21 protein-coding genes are annotated in these 21,959 nt (G+C 70.6%); 2 read left to right on the forward strand and 19 right to left on the reverse strand.

Annotation, left to right across the window (positions count from 1 at the left end; translation table 11 throughout):
• Positions 1 to 21: 21 nt before the first annotated feature.
• The 12 genes from ACYQ77_RS32550 to truB form a co-directional block, all read right to left on the reverse strand.
• Entirely contained in the window at positions 22 to 825 is an 804-nt protein-coding gene (locus tag ACYQ77_RS32550) for a MauE/DoxX family redox-associated membrane protein (RefSeq protein WP_459718094.1), read from the reverse strand.
• Positions 826 to 840: 15 nt separating this feature from the next.
• On the reverse strand, positions 841 to 1,443 hold the full coding sequence (locus ACYQ77_RS32555) for a cell wall protein (protein WP_459718096.1): 603 nt from the start codon (positions 1,441 to 1,443) through the stop codon (positions 841 to 843).
• A 3-nt stretch (positions 1,444 to 1,446) separates the two neighbouring features.
• Positions 1,447 to 1,872 (reverse strand): RlpA-like double-psi beta-barrel domain-containing protein, encoded by a 426-nt coding sequence (locus ACYQ77_RS32560; RefSeq protein ID WP_459718098.1) that lies wholly within the window; start codon positions 1,870 to 1,872, stop codon positions 1,447 to 1,449.
• Positions 1,873 to 2,794: 922 nt separating this feature from the next.
• Positions 2,795 to 3,541, reverse strand: coding sequence for a 4-hydroxy-tetrahydrodipicolinate reductase (gene dapB, locus ACYQ77_RS32565; protein WP_459718100.1), 747 nt, complete (start codon positions 3,539 to 3,541; stop codon positions 2,795 to 2,797).
• Positions 3,542 to 3,550: 9 nt separating this feature from the next.
• Positions 3,551 to 4,897 (reverse strand): M16 family metallopeptidase, encoded by a 1,347-nt coding sequence (locus ACYQ77_RS32570; RefSeq protein WP_459718102.1) that lies wholly within the window; start codon positions 4,895 to 4,897, stop codon positions 3,551 to 3,553.
• A 5-nt stretch (positions 4,898 to 4,902) separates the two neighbouring features.
• Positions 4,903 to 7,149 carry a polyribonucleotide nucleotidyltransferase gene (locus tag ACYQ77_RS32575; RefSeq protein ID WP_459718105.1) on the reverse strand — a complete coding sequence of 749 codons (2,247 nt, stop codon included), beginning with the start codon at positions 7,147 to 7,149 and terminating at the stop codon, positions 4,903 to 4,905.
• A gap of 243 nt (positions 7,150 to 7,392) precedes the next feature.
• Entirely contained in the window at positions 7,393 to 7,662 is a 270-nt protein-coding gene (gene rpsO / locus ACYQ77_RS32580) for a 30S ribosomal protein S15 (RefSeq protein WP_396108362.1), read from the reverse strand.
• Positions 7,663 to 7,782: 120 nt separating this feature from the next.
• Positions 7,783 to 8,340: an RNA 2',3'-cyclic phosphodiesterase gene (thpR, locus tag ACYQ77_RS32585; RefSeq protein WP_459718108.1), complete on the reverse strand. Its 558-nt coding sequence runs from the start codon at positions 8,338 to 8,340 to the stop codon at positions 7,783 to 7,785.
• A gap of 2 nt (positions 8,341 to 8,342) precedes the next feature.
• Positions 8,343 to 8,822, reverse strand: coding sequence for an XRE family transcriptional regulator (locus ACYQ77_RS32590; RefSeq protein ID WP_459718111.1), 480 nt, complete (start codon positions 8,820 to 8,822; stop codon positions 8,343 to 8,345).
• 131 nt (positions 8,823 to 8,953) lie between these two features.
• A complete protein-coding gene (locus ACYQ77_RS32595) occupies positions 8,954 to 9,907 on the reverse strand; it encodes a bifunctional riboflavin kinase/FAD synthetase (protein WP_459718114.1) in 954 nt (317 codons plus the stop codon).
• Between the two features lie 388 nt (positions 9,908 to 10,295).
• Complete coding sequence (locus ACYQ77_RS32600) at positions 10,296 to 11,798, reverse strand: amidohydrolase family protein (RefSeq protein WP_459718116.1); 1,503 nt, start codon at positions 11,796 to 11,798, stop codon at positions 10,296 to 10,298.
• 130 nt (positions 11,799 to 11,928) lie between these two features.
• Complete coding sequence (gene truB / locus ACYQ77_RS32605) at positions 11,929 to 12,759, reverse strand: tRNA pseudouridine(55) synthase TruB (protein WP_459718542.1); 831 nt, start codon at positions 12,757 to 12,759, stop codon at positions 11,929 to 11,931.
• Positions 12,760 to 12,811: 52 nt separating this feature from the next.
• Between truB and ACYQ77_RS32610 the strand changes: the two genes are divergently transcribed.
• Positions 12,812 to 13,090 (forward strand): GNAT family N-acetyltransferase, encoded by a 279-nt coding sequence (locus tag ACYQ77_RS32610; RefSeq protein WP_459718119.1) that lies wholly within the window; start codon positions 12,812 to 12,814, stop codon positions 13,088 to 13,090.
• On the opposite strand, the gene ACYQ77_RS32615 is transcribed toward ACYQ77_RS32610, so the two are convergent.
• Positions 13,087 to 14,376 (reverse strand): MFS transporter, encoded by a 1,290-nt coding sequence (locus tag ACYQ77_RS32615; protein WP_459718122.1) that lies wholly within the window; start codon positions 14,374 to 14,376, stop codon positions 13,087 to 13,089. The genes ACYQ77_RS32610 and ACYQ77_RS32615 overlap by 4 nt on opposite strands.
• 124 nt (positions 14,377 to 14,500) lie before the next feature.
• Entirely contained in the window at positions 14,501 to 15,793 is a 1,293-nt protein-coding gene (locus ACYQ77_RS32620) for an MATE family efflux transporter (protein ID WP_459718124.1), read from the reverse strand.
• A gap of 73 nt (positions 15,794 to 15,866) precedes the next feature.
• Here ACYQ77_RS32620 and ACYQ77_RS32625 point away from each other — a divergent pair, with 73 nt between their 5' ends.
• Positions 15,867 to 16,388: a CGNR zinc finger domain-containing protein gene (locus ACYQ77_RS32625; RefSeq protein WP_459718127.1), complete on the forward strand. Its 522-nt coding sequence runs from the start codon at positions 15,867 to 15,869 to the stop codon at positions 16,386 to 16,388.
• Here the strand turns inward: ACYQ77_RS32625 and ACYQ77_RS32630 are convergent.
• The 5 genes from ACYQ77_RS32630 to ACYQ77_RS32650 form a co-directional block, all read right to left on the reverse strand.
• Entirely contained in the window at positions 16,385 to 17,761 is a 1,377-nt protein-coding gene (locus ACYQ77_RS32630; protein WP_459718130.1) for a Gfo/Idh/MocA family protein, read from the reverse strand. The two genes, ACYQ77_RS32625 and ACYQ77_RS32630, sit on opposite strands and share 4 nt — an antisense overlap.
• Positions 17,762 to 17,874: 113 nt before the next feature.
• Entirely contained in the window at positions 17,875 to 18,738 is an 864-nt protein-coding gene (locus tag ACYQ77_RS32635) for an SIS domain-containing protein (RefSeq protein ID WP_459718133.1), read from the reverse strand.
• 121 nt (positions 18,739 to 18,859) lie between these two features.
• Entirely contained in the window at positions 18,860 to 19,978 is a 1,119-nt protein-coding gene (locus ACYQ77_RS32640) for an ABC transporter ATP-binding protein (protein WP_459718135.1), read from the reverse strand.
• Positions 19,979 to 20,133: 155 nt separating this feature from the next.
• Positions 20,134 to 21,042, reverse strand: a complete 909-nt coding sequence (locus ACYQ77_RS32645) for a carbohydrate ABC transporter permease (RefSeq protein ID WP_459718137.1) — start codon at positions 21,040 to 21,042, stop codon at positions 20,134 to 20,136.
• Positions 21,039 to 21,956: a carbohydrate ABC transporter permease gene (locus ACYQ77_RS32650; protein ID WP_459718139.1), complete on the reverse strand. Its 918-nt coding sequence runs from the start codon at positions 21,954 to 21,956 to the stop codon at positions 21,039 to 21,041. The genes ACYQ77_RS32645 and ACYQ77_RS32650 overlap by 4 nt, the downstream gene beginning before the upstream one ends.
• Positions 21,957 to 21,959 lie beyond the last annotated feature (3 nt).

The following is a 21,959-nucleotide window of genomic DNA, read 5'->3' on the forward strand; positions in this document are numbered from 1 at the left end:
TTGCCCCCGCCGCCCCACCGGTCACACCAGTGCGTCCTGCTCCTCCGGCACCATCGCCACCCGCACGTCGTCGGGCCGGTAGGCGAGGCGCGGCACCGCGAACACCGCGGTGGCCGGACCGGACGGGGTGCGTGCCGCGTACGCCAGGAGCCGCCACTCACCCTCGTCCCAGTGGTCGAGCAGGTCCGAGGTGAGCTGCGTGACCACCGACTGGTAGACGGTGCTCCGCAGCAGCTGCTGCACGGTCGACTCCAGCGGCACCATCACCTCGGTGCCGGCCAGCGGGTGGCTCATGCGCACCCGCCAGCGCCGCAACGGGAGCAGCCACCGGTGGTCCAGTTCCGGTGACAGCGCGGCGAAGACGGCCAGCTCGCCGACGACCAACCCGACCGTCGCGAGTGGACGTTCCGTCGGCCACCACGCCGAACCCGCCACCGCCAGCAGGGAAAGCGCCGCGAGCAGTCCCGCGCGGACGAAGCCGCGGGCCTGGATCGGCGCCTCCTTCTCCCCGAGGCAGCCGCACGAGGCGTCGGGCGCCTTCAGCTTGCCGTAGGCCAGATATCCCAGCATGCCAACGGAAAGCGCCGCCGCCGCGTACGCCTCGACGACCACCACGGGCGGGGCGATGAGGAGCAGACCGACCACGGCCTCCACCACGCCGACCGCGCGGTACGCGCCGACGGCCCGCTCCTTGCCGGTGATCCGCGCCAGCACCGACCGCCGCGCGGCGACGGATGCGTTGCGGTGCACCAGTTTGAACGCGCTCGCCCACAGCAGCACACCGCCGACGACGGCCTGCTGCGTGCTCGCCAACCACTCGATCACGATGACGGTCCTCTCCTAGGCGGCCGCGTAGACCGTGGCCAGGTCGACCTCGTTCGTGTCGGGCCGCCAGGCGCCGATCACCTGTGCGTGCCTGCCCACCTGCAGCATCGACAGGTCGCTGACGGCGGGTGTGTTGTTGTAGACCGCGGCGGTCGTGCCGGACACGACGTGCCCGACGATCCGGTCGCCGCGGTGGTCCATGTGCATCACGTTCCGGCCGATGGAGGTGATGTGGACCTGGAGGTTCACGATGTTCAGCCAGATCGCGTCGGCCGCGAGGGTGCCGTCGGGCATCCGCACGCCGCGTGCGTAGAGGCCGTCGCCGACCTTCGCCGCGTCGGTCGTGGTCGGGCGTAACTTCCACACGCTCGTGGCCTTGGTCAGGTGGATCTGGTTGATCGTGCGGTCGGAGCTCGTCACGATCAGCAGACCACCGGCGATGCCGGTGATGCGGCCCTCGACGAAGTTCGGGTCGGGGGCACCGGCCTCGACGTCCAGCGTGGGATCGGCAACGGCCTCGGGGGCGACCGAGCCGATCGTCGTCGCGGTGATGACCGTCGCGGTGGTGCCGAGCACGGCGCTGGACAGGAAACGCCTACGTCCCAGGATGTCGGTCACTGCTCAGCTCCGGATCGTCACGGGCATGATGCCGCTGGACAGGTTGCCGATCGCGCTGTAGGCGGCCGGCGTCAGGTCGATGAGGCGGTCCGTCGCGCAGTTGCCGTTGCAGCACGAGCGTTCGCCGCACCACAGGTCGGTCTGCGGCCCGCAGTCGGCGATCCGCACCGCGATTTCCGTTGCGCCGCACAGGTTCTTGACGTAGAACGTGTGCCCGCACGTCCTGCGCAGGAGCGTGTCGCCGCACTTGTCGGGCCGGGTGATGGCGAAGCAGTTGTCGGACGTGTTCGGCCATGCGCAGTGGCGGCTGCCGGACTGGCAGTTCCCGCAGGCGCCGCCGCCTGCGGAGCCACACGGGCCCCAGGCAGCGCCGCAACAGAACCACGACGCTTCGGCGGTCGTGGGTGCCCTCAGATCTGGTTGTGCCACGGGTCATTCCCTTCGGGGGTGCCCTGGCCTCCCAGCGATGCGCGTGCGGGGTCGGACCATCGACGAGCAGGGGTGAGCCCGCGCGGGGACGCGAGCTCACCCATGTCCTCTCGTCTGGCCCTCATCGCACGACGTCCCGGCAGGGATGGCAGGGTGGGACTTTCGCACGAACAGACAAGAGTTGGTTAGCTACTGACAGTTCCCGACGCTACTGCGTGATTCCTTGATCGTGCGCCCACCAACCGGAGTAGCCGAGTGGGGCAAGTGGACCAATTCCGTCACAGTTGGCGCGTACAAGGCTGTTATCAGGGGTTATACGCGAGGCGCGTGAGCGATTCCGACAGGATTGGTATTGATCTTGCGAGGCGGTCGGCCTCCGGCCCCCGGTTTCCAGCGTACGGGCGACCACCGACAGGGGCGGTGCGGAGACGCGGATCTGGGGACAACCGGAGCACCTGTGGACAACTCCGCCGCGGAGGTGTCGCTCCGGCCGGGATTGTCGGTCCTCGCCGGTACGCTGGATTCCGGGGGCCGGAGGCCGGCCGGGGTCACGCACCGGAGGCCGGCCGGGGTCACGCACCGGAGGCCGGCCGGGGTCACGCACCGGAGGCCGGCCGGGGTCACGCACCGGAGGCCGGCCGGGGTCACGCACCGGAGGCCGGCCGGAGTCACCCACCGGAGGCCGGCCGGAGTCACCCACCGGAAGCCGCCCGGAGTCACCCACCGGAAGCCACCTGCGGTCACCCACCGTCAGCCCACCCAGGTCGCGCACCGGAAGCCGCCTGCGGTCACCCTCCGGAAGCCGCCCGGAGTCACTTCAAGGCTGTCCGGAGTCACCCACCCCACGGTTGTCAGGGCAACCCCGAGCGCCGGTGTCGGGATCCGCTTGGGCGAGGCCTTCAGCGGTCAGCACCTTGCGGCGCTACAGGGACAGGACGTTTTCCAGGCCCACCGTCAGGCCGGTGCGGCTGACGATCTCCCGTACGCCGAGCAGAACGCCGGGCATGAACGACTTGCGGTCCAGGGAGTCGTGGCGGATGGTGAGGGTTTCGCCGTCGCCGCCGAACAGGACTTCCTGGTGTGCCACCAGGCCCACCAGCCGGACCGAGTGCACGGGTACGTCGTCCACGAGGGCTCCGCGGGCGCCCTCCAGGGCGGACGTGGTGGCGTCCGGCGCTTTGCCGAGGCCGGCCGACGCGCGTGCTTCCGCGATCAGTGACGCCGTGTGCGCGGCGGTGCCCGACGGGGCGTCCGCCTTGCCCGCGTGGTGCAGCTCGATGATCTCCGCCGACGGGTAGTAGCGGGCCGCCAGCTGTGCGAACTTCATCGACAGCACCGCCCCGAGGGCGAAGTTCGGGGCGATCAGCACGCCCAGCGACGGCTTCTCCGCCAGCCAGCCGCGCACCGTCTCGAGCCGCTCCGGGGTGAAGCCGGACGTGCCGACCACGACACGGATGTCGTGGTCGACGCAGAACCGGAGGTTGTCCATGACGACGTCGGGGTGGGTGAAGTCCACGACCACCTCGGCGCCGACGTCCGCGAGGTCGCGCACCGAGTCGTCGGCGTCGATCCGCGCCACGACCTCCATGTCCGGCGCCGCCTCGACGGCCCGGCACACCTCGGCGCCCATGCGCCCATGGGCGCCCAGCACCCCGACCCGGATCGTCACGAGATCACCTCAGTTCTGAGCGGAGCTTGCGGAGCGACCGTCGACCACTTCCGCGGGCACGTCGTCCGCGTGAGCGTACGGGCCCACCAACGCGGTCGCGGTGGGCCGGTCCAGCAGCACGGCCGCGAGCGACGCCACCTCGTCGGCGGTCACCGCCTCGATCTTCTCCAGCGTCTGCTCCACGGTCAGGTACTCGGCGTAGCTCAGCTCGCCCTTCCCGATCCGCGACATGCGCGAGCTGGTGTCCTCCAGGCCCAGCACGAGACTCCCCCGCAGCTGGCCCTTCGCACGCGCCACCTCGTCGTCGGAGAAGCCGTCACGGGCCACGTCGGACAGCACCGAGTGCACGACCCCCGCGACCGAACCCAGCCGGTCCGGCTGGCAACCCGCGTAGATCGACAGGTGCCCGGTGTCCGCATAGGACGCGACCGACGAGTACACCTGGTACGCCAAGCCCCGCCGCTCCCGCACCTCCTGGAACAGCCGCGAGCTCATCCCGCCGCCCAGCGCGGTGTTCAGCACGCCGAGCGTCCACCGCCGCGGGTCGTGCCGGTCCAGCGCGCGGACGCCGAGCATCAGGTGCGCCTGCTCGGTGTCGTCGGTGTGCAGCGCCAGTTTCTGCGGCGCCGCCACCCGCGCACGCCCCGAGCGGGGTGGCACGGGCGGGCGGTCACCGGTCAGCCGGTCCTTCAGCAACCGGCGGGCGTGCCGCAGCACCGTCGCGTGGTCGATGTTGCCTGCCGCGGCCAGCACCATCTTCGGCATCGCGTACCGGCGCTTGTAGAACCCGTTCAGCGCCGTGCGGCTCATGCCGGTGATCGACTCCTCGGTGCCGAGGACCGGCCGCCCGAGGGGGTGGCTGGTCAGCAGCGCCGAACAGAAGTTGTCGTGCAGCAGGTCCTCGGGGTCGTCGTCGCGCATGGCGATCTCCTCGAGGACCACGCTGCGCTCGATCTCCATGTCCCGCTCGGCGAGCAGGGCGTCGAAGACCACGTCGCACACCAGGTCCATGGCCAGCGGCAGGTCGCTGTCCAGGACGTGCGCGTAGTAGCAGGTGTGCTCCTTGGCGGTGAACGCGTTGAGCTCACCGCCGACGGCGTCGATCTCCTCGGCGATCCGCACCGCGGAACGCTTCGCGGTGCCCTTGAACAGCAGGTGTTCGAGGTAGTGGGCGGCCCCCGCGACGGACTGCTGTTCGTCGCGGGAACCCACACCCACCCAGATGCCGACGGAGGCCGACCGCACGCCCGGCACGTGCTCGGTGATCACCCGGAGGCCACCCGGCAGCACGGTGCGCTTGACCTCGCACCCGCTGTCGGTCCGCTCGAGAACCCGGGTGCCGGAGCTAGCTGCCAACGTGCTTACGCCTCGGCGGGCGCGTCGGCCGCGGGGGCGTCAGCCGGCTTCTCCGGCGCGTCCTCCTTGACCGGCACCAGGCTGATCTTGCCGCGCTGGTCGATGTCGGCGATCTCCACGCGGAGCTTGTCACCGACCTTGACGACGTCCTCGACCTTGCCGATGCGCTTGCCGTTGCCCAGCTTCGAGATGTGGACGAGGCCGTCCTTGCCCGGCAGCAGCGAGACGAACGCGCCGAACGCGGCCGTCTTCACCACGGTGCCGAGGAAGCGCTCGCCGACCTTCGGCAGCTGCGGGTTGGCGATGGCGTTGATCTTGGAGATCGCGGCTTCCGCGGACGGGCCGTCCGCCGCACCGACGTAGATCGTGCCGTCGTCCTCGATGGAGATGTCGGCGCCGGTCTCCTCGGTGATCGAGTTGATCATCTTGCCCTTCGGGCCGATGACCTCGCCGATCTTGTCGACCGGGATCTTCACGCTGGTGACGCGCGGCGCGTACGGGCTCATCTCGTCCGGGCGGTCGATGGCCTCGGCCATGACCTCGAGGATCGTGTAGCGCGCGTCGCGGGCCTGCGACAGCGCACCGGCGAGCACGTCGGACGGGATGCCGTCGAGCTTCGTGTCCAGCTGCAGCGCGGTCACGAACTCCTTGGTGCCCGCGACCTTGAAGTCCATGTCACCGAACGCGTCCTCGGCGCCGAGGATGTCGGTCAGCGCGACGTAGCGGGTCTCGCCGTCGACCTCGTCGGACACCAGGCCCATGGCGATGCCGGACACCGGCGCCTTCAGCGGCACACCGGCGTTGAGCAGCGACATGGTCGACGCGCAGACCGAGCCCATCGAGGTCGAGCCGTTGGAGCCCAGCGCCTCGGAGACCTGGCGGATCGCGTACGGGAACTCGTCCCGCTTCGGCAGCACCGGCACCAGGGCACGCTCGGCGAGCGCGCCGTGGCCGATCTCGCGCCGCTTCGGCGAACCGACGCGGCCGGTCTCACCGGTGGAGAACGGCGGGAAGTTGTAGTGGTGCAGGTAGCGCTTGTGCGTCTCCGGCGACAGCGAGTCGATCTGCTGCTCCATGCGCAGCATGTTCAGCGTGGTGACACCCAGGATCTGGGTCTCGCCGCGCTCGAACAGCGCCGAGCCGTGCGCCCTCGGGATCAGCGCGACCTCGGCGGACAGCTGCCGGATGTCGGTGAGACCGCGGCCGTCGATGCGGACCTTGTCGCGGAGGATGCGCTGGCGGACCAGCTTCTTGTTCAGCGCGCGGAACGCGGCGCCGATCTCCTTCTCGCGGCCCTCGAACGCGCCGCCCTCGACCGCGCCCACCTTCTCCAGGGTGGCGGCCTTGATCTCGTCGATCTTGGCCTCGCGCTCCTGCTTGCCCGCGATGGTCAGCGCCTGCGCCAGCTCGTCGGACACGGCGGCCGTGACGGCCTCCAGGGCGTCCGGCTGGTACGCGGGGTAGGTCGGGTACTCGGCGGTCTCCTTCGCGGCGACCTCCGCCAGGCGCGCCTGCGCCTCGCACAGCACCTTGATGAACGGCTTCGCGGCCTCCAGACCGGACGCGACGACCTCCTCGGTCGGCGCCTTCTGGCCCTCGGCGATCAGGTCGAGCACGTTCTCGGTGGCCTCGGCCTCGACCATCATGATCGCGACGTCACCGGACTCGACCACGCGGCCGGCGACGACCATGTCGAACGCGGCCTTCTCGAGCTGCTCGTGGGTCGGGAACGCGACCCACTGCTCACCGATCAGCGCGACCCGGACGCCACCGACCGGGCCGGAGAACGGCAGGCCCGCGAGCTGCGTGGACGCGGAGGCGGCGTTGATCGCCACCACGTCGTACAGGTCCTGCGGGTTGAGCGACTGGACGGTGATGACGACCTGGATCTCGTTGCGGAGACCGTCCACGAAGGACGGGCGCAGCGGCCGGTCGATCAGGCGGCAGGTCAGGATCGCGTCGGTCGACGGGCGACCCTCGCGGCGGAAGAACGAGCCGGGGATGCGGCCCGCGGCGTACATGCGCTCCTCGACGTCCACGGTCAGCGGGAAGAAGTCGAAGTGCTCCTTCGGCTGCTTGGACGCCGTGGTGGCGGACAGCAGCATGGTCTCCTCGTCGAGGTAGGCCACGACGCTGCCGGCGGCCTGCCGGGCGAGCCGGCCGGTCTCGAAGCGGATGCTCCGCTTGCCGAAGTTGCCGTTGTCGATCACGGCGGTTGTCTCGTGCACTCCAGCTTGGCTGAAGTCGGTCATGTAGTTGACTCCTCGTCAATCACGGGCGCGTGCTCACCCCATGTGGGGCAACAGGGCACGGAACGCGGTCCGAACGAGGCCGGTCTTCGATCGAAGCCCCCGGGGTTCTTCATCACCCGGGAACCACTACCGAGGACCGGCGATCTGGTGTCCCCGCACGTGGCGAGCGTCCGCCCTCTTTGTTGTAAGTCCGTCCGAATAGACGCGGGGGGAGCGGTCAGGTGACCACTCCCCCTCGGGGTCTTATCGGCGCAGGCCGAGCCGCTGGATCAGCGACCGGTAGCGTTCGATGTCCACCTTCGTCAGGTAGTTGAGCAGCCGGCGGCGACGGCCGACCAGCAGCAACAGGCCACGACGCGAGTGGTGGTCGTGCTTGTGCACCTTGAGGTGCTCGGTCAGGTCGCTGATGCGCTTGGTCAGCATGGCGACCTGGGCCTCCGGCGAGCCGGTGTCCTTCTCGTGGACGCCGTACTCGGCCAGGATGGTCTTCTTCTGCTCGGTGGACAGCGCCACGCGTTGTTCTCCTCGGTTTGAGATGTGCCGTGTTCAGGGGGTGCCCCGTCGAACGGGACTTGGGTACCAGCCACCACGGACCGCAGCCGGACCCAAAGAACGAGGTTATCAGGTGGTCGGTCAGTGCTGCCTACCGGGCGCGCCGGTCAGCGCCACCCGGTCCAGAGCCGTGTACACCGGCCCGTCGGGGGTGGGGTCACTCCGGAACAGCACCACCTCGCTGGTCAGCCACCACTGACCACGATACCCGTCCAGCGCGGCGGCCGCCCGTGTCGCGGCCTCGTTGCCCGCGCGCCCCCGCTTCCACCGCGCGACGGTGACGTGCGGGACGAACGCCAGCTGGTCGAGGTGCTGGTCCCCGAGGATGCCCGCCAGCCTGCGCAGCGCCGCCGCGTTGTCGCCGTCGAGCGCGTTGACGCCCACCCACAGGACGCCGGGGAACCGGCCCGCCGCCCGCAGCCGCACCCGGGACGGCCGCAGCGACCTGGCACGTTCGCGGAACCAGGCGCCCCGCCGGTCGGCGTGCTCCCGGTCGCCGTAGAAGCCGAGCGTGATGTGCCAGCGTTCGGGCGGGATCCACCGCAGTTCCGGCGACGCGGAACGCACCGCGGCGAGCCGGTCCGCCAGCTCGTCGCGGACCGGGGTCGGCAGTTCGATCGCCGAGAAGAGCCGCACCATGTCTACTGCGGCTGACCCGCCCTCCGCAGCAGGTCCGCGAGCTCGGGGAAGCGGCCGTTGAGCATGCTCGCCGCCGCCGTCAGGTCGTTCGCCTCGGCGACGCGGCGCAGCGCGGCCACGGCCACCCGGTCGTTGCGCCCGATGTCCACGGGCAGGTTGTCCCTGGTCACGGACGGGCGGGAGGCACGGACCTCCTCGAGCGCCCGCATGAGGGCTTCCTTCTTGCCCGCCGCGACGTCCGGCACGAGGATCTTGCGCTCGAGCATGATCAGGCGTGCGAGCACGGCGGGGTTGCCGATCTTGGCCCGGCGACCGCTCATGACCTGGCTCAACATGGGTGCGCTGATGCCCAGCACGTCGGCGAGGAACGCCTGCGAGATGTCGAACGCCACGACGAGCCGACGGACCCGGTCACCGAGCGGCTCCCCGTACCACTCGCGCTGCAGCGCGAGATTGCGCTGGACGATCTTGTGGTCCTCCACTTTGGCACTCCCCGTGTCCCACTCACCCTGACGCACTGTGTTCAATCCCGACCTCAGAGCATCTTGCCAGGCAAGTTCGCGAAGCGCGGCAAATCCGGACAGCTGTTCGCATCTGCACGGTTCGCGGGCGGTCACGCGAGCAGGTCGCGGGTCCTCGCCACGTCCCGGTGCATCTCCTCGACCAGCGCGTCGGAGCTCTCGAACCGCTCCATGTCCCGCAGCTTCGCGACGAAGTCGATCGCGACCCGCTGGCCGTAGAAGTCCTCGTCGACGTCCAGCACGAACGCCTCGACACGCCGTTCGCGGCCCGAGAAGGTCGGGTTGGTGCCCACGCTCACCGCGGCGCCCAACGGCGCCCGGGCAGGCGAGTTGAGCAGGGAGAACCGTGCCGCGTACACCCCGTCGGCGGGGATGGCGGCGTACCTCGGGGTCGAGAGGTTGGCCGTCGGGAAGCCCAGCTCGTGGCCCCGGCGGTCGCCGCGCACCACGATGCCCTCGAGCCGGTGCGGCCTGCCGAGCGCGGCCTCGGCGGCGGCCACGTCCCCGGCGTTGATGCAGGCCCGGATGTAGGTCGAGGAGAACGTGATCTCCTCCCCCGCGGCGTGGTTGGGGACGGTGACGAGCTTGGCCCCCTCCACCGAGAAGCCGAACCGCTGCCCGAGGTGGTGCAGCGTCTCGACCTTGCCGGTGGCCTTGTGCCCGAACCGGAAGTTCTCCCCCACGACCACGGCGGCGACGTGCAGCTTCTCCACGAGGATCTCGTGCACGAACTCGTCGGGCGGCATCTTCGACAGTTCCAGCGTGAACGGCAGCACGCAGAACACGTCGACGCCCAGCGCCTCCACCAGTTCGGCCTTGCGGCGGAGGGTGGTCAGCTGGGCCGGGTGGCTCCCGGGCCGCAGCACTTCGGACGGGTGCGGGTCGAACGTGACGAGCACGCTCCTGACCCCGCGCTCCTCGGCGAGCGTCACCGCCCGGCGGATGAGTTCCTGATGGCCGAGATGCACCCCGTCGAACGTCCCGATGGTGGCGACGCAGCGCCCCCACCCGCCCGGTAGGTCCTCCAGCCCACGCCAGCGTTGCACGGCACCAGCCTACGCAAGGCGCGCCCGCCGACCTGCTGGAGGCTGTGTCCTCGGTGTCCTCCCGCGAGGTGGTCGTGCTCAGTGCCACGAGCGAAGGCTCCGAGGAGGCAGGATCGGCGAGGCTGGCGAACGCAGCCTGGATGGTGGTGCGGTTCCCGAGGTCCTGGGGCGATCACGCGGTTTCGCGCAGTTGGTGATCCGAGCGTCGCTGGTCCGGCCTCGCGGTTCCGCCCGAACGTTCTCGGGTAGGGCATCGATCAACGCCTTGAGAGTGCGGGCCGACCCAAGCGCCCGCCGCCGACCGTCGGACTTCCTGGCGGCGACCACCGGGATGTCCGCGAAATCACACTGTGTAGTTGTCAAGCTGCGAATGGCGATCACGGCGCGGTCAGCCGGTGTGGCACGGGCAGCCCGGGGATAACGCCTCGGCGGGTGTGGTGGCGGCGGTGCGTTCGACGTCCGCGAGGACTTGGTTGCGGGCTGCCTCGTCCAGGTAGCGGCCTCGGACGACCACGCCGGACAGTTTCTGGGTGTTGCGGATGTCCACCAAGGGGTTGGCGTCGAGGATCACCAGGTCGGCGGCGTGGCCCGGAGCGATCCGGCCGGTGCGGGTGCCCAGGAAGGCGGCCGGCTCGGCGGTGGCGGCGTACAGGGCTGCCATGGGTGGGATGCCCGCCGCCACGAAGAGTTCCAGTTCGTCGTGGACGGAGAAGCCCGGCCACACCGCCACGGTGCCGGTGTCGGTGCCGGTCATCAGCGGGACGCCCGCCTCGTGGAGCCGGCGGACGGTGCGCAGGCGGTGCTCGAACATCGCCGCCCACTCCGCGTCCTCGGACGTGGCTCGGTCCTTCAGGTAGAACTCCTGCCGCGCCATCTCCTGGCTCGCGAGCGCGGACGCGGGCAGGTACTTGTTGCGCGGGTTGTCCATGTCGACCGTGCGGGCGAAGTCCAGCCCGCGGTGCATGGCGAGTGTCGGGACCTGGCGGATGCGCCTGCGGGCCAGCTTGGCGTGGAGGTGGCGGCCCTTCACCGGGCTGTAGGTGTGTGCCGCGGTCCACTCCAGCGGGTGCAGCGCCGCGAACCAGCCCGAGTACTCGCCCAGTCCCAGCCGGATCCGCTGGATCTCCCTCCGGATCCACGCCTCCTTCGTCGACGTCTCGAACGGCGTCCAGAACAGGTGCTCGATGCTCGCCTGGCCCAGGTCGGCGGCTTCCTCCAGCGGGACGACGTCGGGGCAGTGGCCCACGAACGGCACGTCGTGGCGCTGGGCCTCGGCCGCCAGCGCGCGGTAGGCGTCCCTCGGCACGCGGGAGTACACCTTGATGAAGTCGGCGCCGCGGGCGATCTCCTCACGGACCGCCGCCCGGGCGGTCGCGGGGTCGCTCACCTGCACGATGTCGACCCAGTCGGGGTTCCAGATCGTCGGGGCGCCGTCGATCATCCTGCTGCCGACCGTGTACCTCGGGCCGAGCAGCCTGCCCGCCTCGATGCGGTCCCGCCAGTCGCGCGCCAGTGGCGAACCGGCCATCTCCCGGACGGTCGTCACGCCGTTCGCGACGTACAGGCCGTTGTCGATGCCCTCCGCCTGCGCGTGGGTGTGCATGTCGGCCAGGCCCGGGATGACGAACCTGCCCCGCAGGTCCACCTGTCTGGCGCCGTCCAGCCCGACGTGCCTGCCCACGTCGGCGATCGTGTCGCCGCGGACCAGGACCGTCACGTCCGGCAGGACGCGGCCCGACGCCGGGTCGATCACGGTCGCGTGGGTGAACGCGGTGCCGCCGCCGCGCGGTGCCGCGGTGGCCGGGGCGGGCCTGCGGAGGGCCGCGGCGCCCGTGAGGCCGGCGACCGCGCCGGCCACGATCATGGTGCGTCGGGTGAGGTTGCTCGTCATGCCAACGATGTTCCCGAGCGCGGGCCGGTGTGCGCACTGGGGAAGACCGCAGACTTCAGGTGTGGATAACCGCACCCTCGATCGGGTCGCTCGCGACTACTGAGCGTCCCGACGGACGCGTTGCCGCAGGTCAGGCCGTGATCAACACGACGACCGACCGCGCGGCGGGCCCCTCGTCGACGGCGAGCGCGATGGCCCGGCCCTCCGGGTCGAAGACGCCGTAGGTGCCGTCGATGCCCGCCGCGGGCAGGCGCTGCCCCAACAGCAGCGACTTCGCCTGCCGGTAGGGCACGTCGTGGCGCGGGAACGCGGCGGCGACCGCCTCGTCGAGAGGCATCGACAGCACGGGGTTCTCCGCGAGCTTCTCCAGCGTGGTCACCACGCGCAGGTCGAACGGGCCGACCCTGGTCCGGCGCAGCGCCGCGAGGTGACCGCCGACGCCGAGGTCCGCGCCCAGGTCCCTGGCCAGCGCGCGCACGTAGGTGCCGGAGCTGCACTCGACCATGACGTCCAGCTCGAGCCCGTCCTCGCGGCGGGTGGACAGCAGGTCGAAGCGCATCACCTCGACCGGGCGTGCGGGGATGTCGACCTGCTCGCCCGCGCGCACCCGGGCGTAGGCGCGCTTGCCGTCGATCTTCACGGCGCTGACCGCGCTCGGCACCTGCTGGATGTGCCCGGTCAGCTTGGCGATGCCCGCGCGGACCGCGTCGTCGGTCACGCCGGCGACGTCCGATGTGGACAGGGTCTCGCCCTGGGCGTCGTCGGTGGTGGTCGACGAGCCGAGGCGGATGGTCGCGAGGTACGCCTTGGTGTCGAGCGCGAGGTGGCCCAGCAGCTTCGTGGCGCGCTCGATGCCGAGCACCAGCACGCCCGTCGCCATCGGGTCGAGGGTGCCCGCGTGGCCGACCTTCCTCGTGCCCATGATCCGCCGCACCTTCGCGACGACGTCGTGGGAGGTCATCCCGTCCGGCTTGTCGACGACGACGAGCCCTGGGGGGACGGTGACGCGTTGTTTGGCGGCTGCGGGTGGCACGGTCGACTATCCTGACACGCCCGCGACCGCGGCCGACCGCCCACCCGGCAACGGGCTTGCGCGCCGGGCGATCGGGCTCGTGGCGGAGTGGGGACTCGGCACCTTCACCCGGATCGAGGCGTGGGTCGAGCCGGTCAACGAGGCCTCGCGACGGGTGTTGAGGACCAACGGGTGCCGGCGGGAGGGGCTGCCGCGCAGCTTCCTCGTCCTGGGTTCGCGGCGAGCCGACGCGCTGGTGTACTCGCGGATCCGCGGCTAGGCCGGGGCGAGGTCCCAGGCGCGGCGGCGGATCTGCACCGGCACGTCCTCGCCGCGGGAGACCGCGTCGAAGACCGCCGCGCGGGCGCGGCGCCACCAGACCGACGTGCGCCACAGGCCCAGCGCCAGCACGGCGACCACCGACAGGAACGCGATGCGGAACGCGGTCGCCGGGTCGAGTGACCCGGCCAGGTCGAGCAGCACACCGACCGCCAGCGCCGACACCGTGATGGCCACGAACCCACCCACGTTGACCACGCCGGTGGCCGTGCCGACGCGGCGCAGCGGGTTGTAGTCGCGGGCCAGCGCGAAGCCGATCGTCGACGCCGGGCCGCCGAGGGAGAGGAAGCCGAAACCGGCGACCAGCAGCCACAGCGGCACCCGTCCGCCGGGCCAGCCCAGCAGCACGGCCCACACGGCGAGCGCGACGACGAGGTAGCCGACCACCATCGGGGTGCGCCACTCCGGGCGCCTGCTGATCACGGCGCCGACCGTGGGGCCGCCCACGATCGCGCCCACCACCAGCAGCGACAGCAGCAGGCCCGCGGTCGACGTGCCCAGGCCCTGCGCCTGCACGAGGTACGGGTAGCCCCACAGCAGACCGAGCATCGCCGGGGCGAACATCGTCGAGAAGTGCACCCAGAACCCCAGCCGGCTGCCGGGTGTGCGCCACGCGTGGCTCACCTGCGTGAGCACCGTCCGCAGTGACTCCGTGCGGTCGACGGGTTCGGGGACCGACCCGATCGGGTTGTCCCGCACCCGCAGCACGAGCACGACGGAGTACAGCGCGGTGGCGGCGCCCGCGACCGCGAACGTCGCCGTCCAGCCCACGCTCGTGAGCAGCACCGTCAGCGGCATCGTCGAGAGGAGGTTGCCCAGCGAGCCCAGCGCGGCGGTGACGGCGGCGAGCACGGCGTACCTGCGCACGGGGAAGTGCGCGGCGACCAGGCGCAGCACGCTGACGAACGTCATCGCGTCGCCGACGCCGAGCACGGCGCGGGCGAGCAGGCCAAGCGGGTAGGAGGTGGCGAACGCGAACAGCAGCTGCCCCAGGCCCATCAGCGCCGCGGCCACCGTCAGCACGCGGCGCGCGCCGTAGCGGTCGACCAGCATGCCGGTCGGCACCTGCATGAGCGCGTACACGCCGACCTGCAGCACCGTGAACGTGCCGAGGGCCGCCGGGCCGAGGCCGAACCGCTGGCTCGCCTCCAGGCTCGCGACCCCGAGCGAGGTGCGGTGGAACACCGCGGCCATGTAGACCAGGACCGCGGTCACCCAGATGATCATTGCCCGTCGGTAGTGCTGCGGGGCCAAGACTCTCCGTTCGCGGGGTCGTCGGGGTTGTCCACTGAGTACAGCGCAGCCGACGGCGAAATCGTTAGCGAAGCTAAACGTGCGCTTGACCACACGCTCACACGCGGACGGCGCCCGGCACGGCCCAGCGGCCCGACCTGGCGCGGCCGACGACGGTGCCCAGCCGCACCAGCATGAACACGGTCAGCCCGGTCCAGATCCCCGCGAGTCCCCAGTCGAACGCGAACGACAACCACACGAACGGCAGGAACCCGGTCACCGCGGCGGCGATCGTCGCTGTGCGGAGGTACGCGGCGTCGCCCGCTCCCAGGAGCACACCGTCCAAAGCGAACACGACGCCTGCGACCGGTTGCAGCGCCACGAAGAACCACCACGCGTGCGGGATCTCGCCGAGCACCGACGTGTCCGAGGTGAACACGTGCGGCAGCACCCCGGCGAGCGCGGCGAACACCGCGCCGAGCACGCACCCGAACACGAGTCCGTACCCGGTGACCTGCCAGGCGAGCCCGTTGGCACGCCGGTCGTCCTCCGCGCCCAGGGCCGCGCCGACCAGGGACTGCGCCGCGATCGCGAGCGAGTCCAGCACCAGCGCGAGGAACGTCCACAACTGCAGCACGATCTGGTGCGCGGCGACCGCAGCCGTCGAGTGGTGCGCCGCGACGGTGGTCGCGGACACGAAGCACGCCTGGAAGGCGAGGCTGCGCAGCACGAGGTCGCGCCCGAGCACGAGCTGCGCCCGCATCTTCGCCGGCTCCGGCCGCAGCGGCACCTGCTCGGCACGCAGTGCCCGCAGGAAGAACGTCGCGCTGATGACCTGCGCGGTGACGTTCGCGACGGCGGATCCCTCGAACCCCCAGCCGAACCCGTACACCAGGAGCGGGCACAACACGGCGGAGATCCCGTTGCCCGCCAGCACGTAGCGCAACGGCCTGCGGGCGTCCTGCACGCCGCGCATCCACCCGTTGCCCGCCATCGTGACGAGGATGAACGGCGTGCCGAACAACGCGATGCGCAGCCAGCCCACCGCCGCGTCGGCGACCTCCCCCGGCCCGGCGAGGAGCTGCGCGATCGGCATCGCGAGCAGCTGGCCGACCCCGACGAGCACGACCCCGACGGCGAGCGCGAGCCACGTCGCCTGCACGCCCTCGGCCACCGCCTCCGCGCGACGGCCCGCGCCGTGCAGCCGGGCGGTGCGCGCGGTGGTGCCGTAGGACAGGAAGGTCAGCTGCGTCGACACCTGCGCGAGCACGATCGCGCCCACGGACAGCGCGCCGAGCGGCACCGCGCCGAGGTGGCCGACGACGGCCGTGTCGACCAGCAGGTACAGCGGCTCGGCGGCGAGCACCCCGAGTGCGGGTACGGCGAGGCCGAGCACCTGTCGCAAGGACACCCGCTCGACCACCACGACTCCCGTAAGGTGTGCACAACGCTTTCGCCCCTGACGGTACGTGTAAGGACCGCGGATGGACAACGCCGATTACCTGGATGTGGCGCTGAGGTTGACGAACGCCACACTCGACGACGTGGCGGACCTGCGGGCGGCCCTGCACGAGGAGCCGTGGTGGTCGACACGCGCGGGCGAGGCGGACCTGGCCGCGCTGCGTCCGGTCGCCGATGGCCTGCGCAGGACACTGGCCTGCGCCGTCGCGGGCGACAACGAGGGCGTGCTCAAGGAGGTCAACGCGCTGCTGGCGACGCACGCGCCGCGGCCGCGGCTGTCGGCCGGCCACTCGGCCGAGCCGAACTGGCACATCCACATGGCCGACCCGGACGCCTCCCCCGCGACGGAGGTGGCGGCCGCGGCAGCGTGGGGCATCGCGCACGGCATCGTCCACCACGGACTCCACCGCTGGGGCCACTGCGCCGCCGCGGACTGCGACAACTACTACCTCGACACGTCGACCAACCGCGCCAAGCGGTTCTGCTCACCGCGCTGCGCGAACCGCGTGCACGTCGCGGCGTTCCGCTCCCGCAAGCGAACCTAGGCCGGCTTCTCCGAGTCCGTTCCCGGGTGCGGGGTCTGCCACCGGCCGCGGGTGAAGTCGGGGAACTCCACCGACTTGCCCTTGCCCCGCACCGACAGCACGGACAACGGGTACGGCGCGTTCCACGCGGCCGAGTCGTACACGTCGATGTCCGGCGGCAGGCCGAGCTGGAGCGTCTGCACGAGGCGCCACAACATGATGTAGTCCATGCCGCCGTGCCCGCCGGGGCCGGGACCGACGTCGGTCCACAGCCAGTGGTCGTAGGTGGCGTACTCGTCGAAGGAACCCCACTGGTCGTTCGACTGCGCGGGCTCGAGGTAGATCCGCGGCGGGTAGTCCTCGAAGACGCCCTTGGTGCCCGCGAGGTGGTTGAGCCGCGAGTACGGGTGCGGGTTCGACACGCCGTGCACGAGGTGGATCACGCGGCCGCGCGCGGTCTGGATCAGGCTCATCGTGACGTCGCCGTTGACGTAGGTCTCCTGCCACGTCGGGTCGCCCGCCGGCATGTGCGCCGCGCGGTACTCGGCCAGCCCCAGCGCGGGCGTGCTCATCGAGGTCATCCGCACGAACCGGTCACCGCGGTTGAGGTCCATGTAGGCGGCGACCGGGCCGAGGCCGTGCGTGGGGTACAGGTCGCCGTTCGTCGTGGTGTGGAACTTCCTGCGCCACTGGTCCTCGTAGTAGGTCTTCGAGAACAGCAGCTCGCGCAGGTCGTGCAGGTAGGCGCCGGAGCCGTGCAGCAGCTCGCCGAAGAGGCCCTCGTGCGCCATGCGCAGCGCCCGCAGCTCGTTCCGGCCGTAGCAGCAGTTCTCCAGCTGGATGCAGTGCCGCCGCGTCCGCTCCGAGGTGTCGACGAGGTTCCACAGGTCGGTGAGCGTCAACCCGATGGGGCACTCGACGCCGACGTGCTTGCCCGCCCGCATGGCGGCGAGCGCCATCGGCGTGTGCCACTCCCACGGCGTCGCGACGTACACGAAGTCGATGTCGTCGCGCTCCACCATGGCGCGGAAGTCCTCGTCGCCGCCGGTGTACACGGCGGGCGCGGGCTGGCCGGCGTCGGTGACCGCCTGGGCCGCGCGGGCGGCGAACTCGGGGCGGATGTCGCAGAGCGCGGTCACCTTGACCCCGGGGATGGCGAGCAGCAGCGGCAGCATCCCGCCGCCGCGGTTGCCCAGGCCGATGATCCCGAACCGCGGGTTGGCGACCCCCTCGAACGGCACCCCGATCATCGACTTGCCCCGCGCCGCGGGCGCCGCGGCGGTGTCCACCGTGTCCGCCTCGGCCACACCCCCGGTGGTGGCCGCGAGCCCGACGCCGGCGATGGCCGCACCACGCAACATCGACCTGCGTGACATGCCCGACTGCTCACCCATTGCAAGATCCCCGATCTCTCGTGCGTGAAACTGCGCGCTTGCAAGCACTATCACACAGAGATTCGTGAGAAAGCTACGTCCAATCGGGCTAGTCGGAAAATCGGGATACCGCTCTACGTGAGGATGACCGAGCGGTCCAGGTTGCGCGGCCGGTCCGGGTCGAGTCCCCGCGCCTCCGCGACCGCCTCGGCCACGCGGTGGGCGCGGACCAGCGACACCAGCGGATCACCGTCGAACAGCTCCACGTGCGCACCCGTTCGCCGCACCTCGTCGGCCAGCCCGGCGGGCGCGGCCCCGAAGACCCACACCACCCGGCCCGGCGCCGCGATCGAGATCGGGCCGTGGCGGTACTCCATCGCGTAGTACGACTCCGTCCACGACTGCGTGGCCTCGCGCAGCTTCAACGCCGCCTCGTTGGCGAGGCCGATGGTCCACCCCGTGCCGAGGAACGTCCACTGCTCGGCCGCCAGCAACTCCCGCGGCAGCGGCGTCGCCAGCTCGGCCGTCGCCGCCGCGGACAGCCCGCTCAGCCGCTCCCCCACCGACGCGCGCAACAGCACCAGCGCCGCCGTGGCGAACCTCGTCTGCACCACCGACTTCTCGTCGGCGAACTCCAGCGCCACCACGGCGTCGGCCGCGGACGAGATCGGCGTCGCCGGGTCGGCCGTCACCGCCACGGACGGGACCGTCGTGCGCTCGAGCGCGGCCAGCACCTCGGTCGTCGTGCCGGACCTGGTGAGCGCCACGACCCGGTCGTAGCGGCGGGCCGCGGGGAACTCCGAGGCGGCGAACGCGTCGGTCTCGCCGTGGCCGGCCGCCTCCCGCAGCGCGGCGTACGCCTGGGCCATGTAGTACGACGTCCCGCAACCGATCACCGCCACCCGCTCACCGGCGCCGGGCAGCGCGTCCGCGGACACCGCCAGTGCGCGCTCCCACACCGACGGCTGGCTGGCGATCTCGTCCCGCAGGTACGTCATGAGCCACTCCCTGTTGCGTGAACTTGCTCGTTTCAGCATACCTTCACGCATGTTCACGCACAGGGGCTAGGCAGCAAAAAGCCCGGGACCACCACGTGGCCCCGGGCTCTCGCGCAGAGAATCAGTCGGGCAGGCGGTCGCCGGTCTCGGCGTCGAACAGGTGCACCGCACCCGGCTGCGGCACCAGGCCGACCTTCTCGCCGCGCTGGAAGTTCGACATGCCCTCGGCGCGGACCGTGATCGGCGGCGGCGCGGCGGAGTCCTCCACGGCACCCCCGTCGCTGGCCAGCTGCGGGGCGCTGGTCGAGCAGTACAGGAACTGCTCGGAGCCCAGCTCCTCGATGACCTCGATCGTGGCGGAGACGCCCTCGCCCGCCGGCTTCAGCAGCCAGCCCTCGGGCCGGATGCCGACGACGACCTTCGAGCCGGTCAGCGCCGACTTCTGGGCCGGGGTCAGCTCGATGGCCTGGCCGCCGATGACCGCACCCTCACCGTTCACGGTGGCCGGGATCAGGTTCATGGCCGGCGAGCCGATGAAGCCGGCGACGAACAGGTTCTTCGGCTTGCCGAACAGGCCCATCGGGGTGTCGCACTGCTGCAGGATGCCGTCCTTGAGCACCGCGACGCGGTCGCCCATGGTCATGGCCTCGATCTGGTCGTGCGTCACGTAGATCGTGGTGACGCCGAGCCGCCGCTGCAGCGACGCGATCTGGGTACGGGTCTGCACGCGCAGCTTCGCGTCGAGGTTCGACAGCGGCTCGTCCATACAGAACACCTGCGGGCGGCGCACGATCGCGCGACCCATGGCGACGCGCTGGCGCTGACCACCGGAGAGCTTGGCCGGCTTGCGGTCCAGGTACGGCTCCAGGTCCAGCAGCTTCGCGGCCTCGAGCACCCGCTCGGCGCGCTCCGCCTTCGGCACCTTCTTGATCTTGAGGTGGAAGCCGATGTTGTCCGCCACCGTCATGTGCGGGTAGAGCGCGTAGTTCTGGAACACCATCGCGATGTCCCGGTCCTTCGGCGGGAGGTCGGTGACCTCGCGGTCGCCGATGCGGATCGCGCCCTCGTCGACGCCCTCGAGACCCGCCAGCATGCGGAGGGTGGTGGACTTGCCACAGCCGGACGGACCGACCAGCACGAGGAACTCGCCGTCCTCCACCTCGAGGTTGAGCTGGTCGACCGCGGGCCGGTCGGTGCCCGCGTAGTAACGGCTCGCGCCGTCGAAGGTCACTGTCGCCATGGTGATCCTTTCCATCCGCCGGTCGCAAGACCGCACCTCGTCGTCGCGGCCCGGTACGAAACCGGCGCGCGAGCACAATCTAGAGCAACAAACAACTGAATACCACGATTCAGAATCACGAATTTGCTGAGCGGAAGTTGCGGAGTGGACATCGGCTACTTCACCCCGCCCGCGGTGAGCCCGGAGACCAGGTGCTTCTCGATCATCGCGAAGAGCGCGACGACCGGGAGGATCCCGATCAGTGAGATCGCGAAGACGTACTGCCACGCCGACTCGTACTGACCGATGAACCTGGTCAGCGCCACGGTCAGTGGCTGGTTGGTGTCGGTGGGCAGCAGGATGAGGCTCGCGGCGAACTCGTTCCAGCAGGCGATGAACGTGAAGATGATCGCCGTGACGATGCCGGGCCACACGAGCGGCAGCATGATCTGCCGCATGGACTGGGTGCGTGAGCAGCCGTCCAGCCAGGCCGCCTCCTCGATCTCCTTCGGCACGGTCGCGAAGAAGCTGTGCATGATCCACACCGCGAACGACAGGTTGAAGGCCGCGTTCACCAGGATCATCGCGAGCCACGTGTCGTTGATCTCCAGCGACACGAACTCGCGGAACAGGCCCGACGCCAGCACGGTCGGCTGCAGCATCTGCGTGACCAGCACCAGCAGCATGAACGGCAGTTTCAGCCGGAACTGGTGCCGGGCGGTGTAGTACGCGGCGGGCAGGGCCGCGACCAGTGCGAGGACGGTGCCGCCCAGCGAGATCACCACGCTGGAGAGCAGGTTGTGCGGCAGCGGCGTCTCCGGCGTGCCCCACATGTTGACGAAGTTGTCGAACTTCCAGTCCGTCGGCAGGTAGTCCGGCGGCACCGACAGGATCTCCTGGCGCGACTTCAGCGAGCCGGTCAGCATGATCAGGTACGGGGCGAGGAACACGAGCGCGACGATCGCGCCGACGACCGTGAGGCCCCAGCGCTTGCGCTCCTTCTTCCTCGGCACGTCCGCACGGTCCGGGCCGACGACCGCCGTGGGCGGGTCGAGCACCGCACCCTTCGTGGCCACCTCACTCATGCCGACACCTCCCGCATGGGCTTGACCACTTTCAGGTAGATGCCGATCACGACGACGATCACCAGGAAGTTGACCACCGACAACGCGCTCGCCGTGTCGATCTGCCGGTCGTTCTGGATGAGCTTGAACATGAACGTCGTGGTCGTGTCCGCGTCGTTGCCGGGGATCGAGCCGGTCATGGTCTTGAGGATCGGCAGCGAGTTGAACACGTTGATGATGTTGATGATGGCGGCGACCGCCAGCGCGGGCCGCAGCATCGGGAACACCACCTGCCAGTACGTCTGGACCTTGCCCGCGCCGTCGATGGACGCGGCCTCCAGCACGTCGTGCGGCACCGTCTGCAGACCGGACAGCACCACGAACGTCGTGAACGGCACGGACACGAACACCGCGACCGCCATCGCCGACAGGAAGCCGGACGTCGGGCTCTTCAGGAACCCGAACGGTTCGTCGAGGATGCCGATGTCGACGAGGAACTTGTTGATGATCCCGTAGAACGGGTCGAGGCCGTAGACGAAGACCGTCGAGGTCATCACGACCGACGCCGCCCACGGCACGATGATGACCATCCGCAGCGTCTTGCGCCCGGGGAAGCGCTTGTTCAGGAACTGGGCGAGGCCCAGCGAGATCACCACGGTCACCAGCACCACGCCGACGGTCCAGATCACCGTGTTGGTGAGCACCGTCGGCAGCGGGTCGAGACCGAACACGCGGACGTAGTTCTCCATGCCCGCCCAGCCGCGGTCCTTGCCGAAGCGGGACAGGTCGCGGAACGACGTGTAGATCATGTAGCCGACGGGGAAGATCACCACCCCGACGATCAGGACAAGCGCCGGGGCCAGCCACGGCAGTGCTTGCAGCGTCGTCTGCCGGCGGGCCTGCCGCCGCAACGCCTTGTTACGTGCTGTTGCCACCCG

This window comes from Actinophytocola sp. KF-1 (assembly GCF_054661535.1).

Coding starts and splice junctions, on each gene's coding strand:
- ACYQ77_RS32575 (WP_459718105.1), bottom strand. CDS start 7,149: ATGACCGACTTCAGCCAAGCTGGAGTGCACGAGACAACCGCCGTGATC.
- thpR (WP_459718108.1), bottom strand. CDS start 8,340: ATGGTGCGGCTCTTCTCGGCGATCGAACTGCCGACCCCGGTCCGCGAC.
- ACYQ77_RS32600 (WP_459718116.1), bottom strand. CDS start 11,798: ATGACGAGCAACCTCACCCGACGCACCATGATCGTGGCCGGCGCGGTC.
- truB (WP_459718542.1), bottom strand. CDS start 12,759: ATGACCTCCCACGACGTCGTCGCGAAGGTGCGGCGGATCATGGGCACG.
- ACYQ77_RS32615 (WP_459718122.1), bottom strand. CDS start 14,376: ATGATCATCTGGGTGACCGCGGTCCTGGTCTACATGGCCGCGGTGTTC.
- ACYQ77_RS32625 (WP_459718127.1), top strand. CDS start 15,867: ATGGACAACGCCGATTACCTGGATGTGGCGCTGAGGTTGACGAACGCC.
- ACYQ77_RS32630 (WP_459718130.1), bottom strand. CDS start 17,761: ATGGGTGAGCAGTCGGGCATGTCACGCAGGTCGATGTTGCGTGGTGCG.
- ACYQ77_RS32635 (WP_459718133.1), bottom strand. CDS start 18,738: ATGACGTACCTGCGGGACGAGATCGCCAGCCAGCCGTCGGTGTGGGAG.
- ACYQ77_RS32640 (WP_459718135.1), bottom strand. CDS start 19,978: ATGGCGACAGTGACCTTCGACGGCGCGAGCCGTTACTACGCGGGCACC.
- ACYQ77_RS32645 (WP_459718137.1), bottom strand. CDS start 21,042: ATGAGTGAGGTGGCCACGAAGGGTGCGGTGCTCGACCCGCCCACGGCG.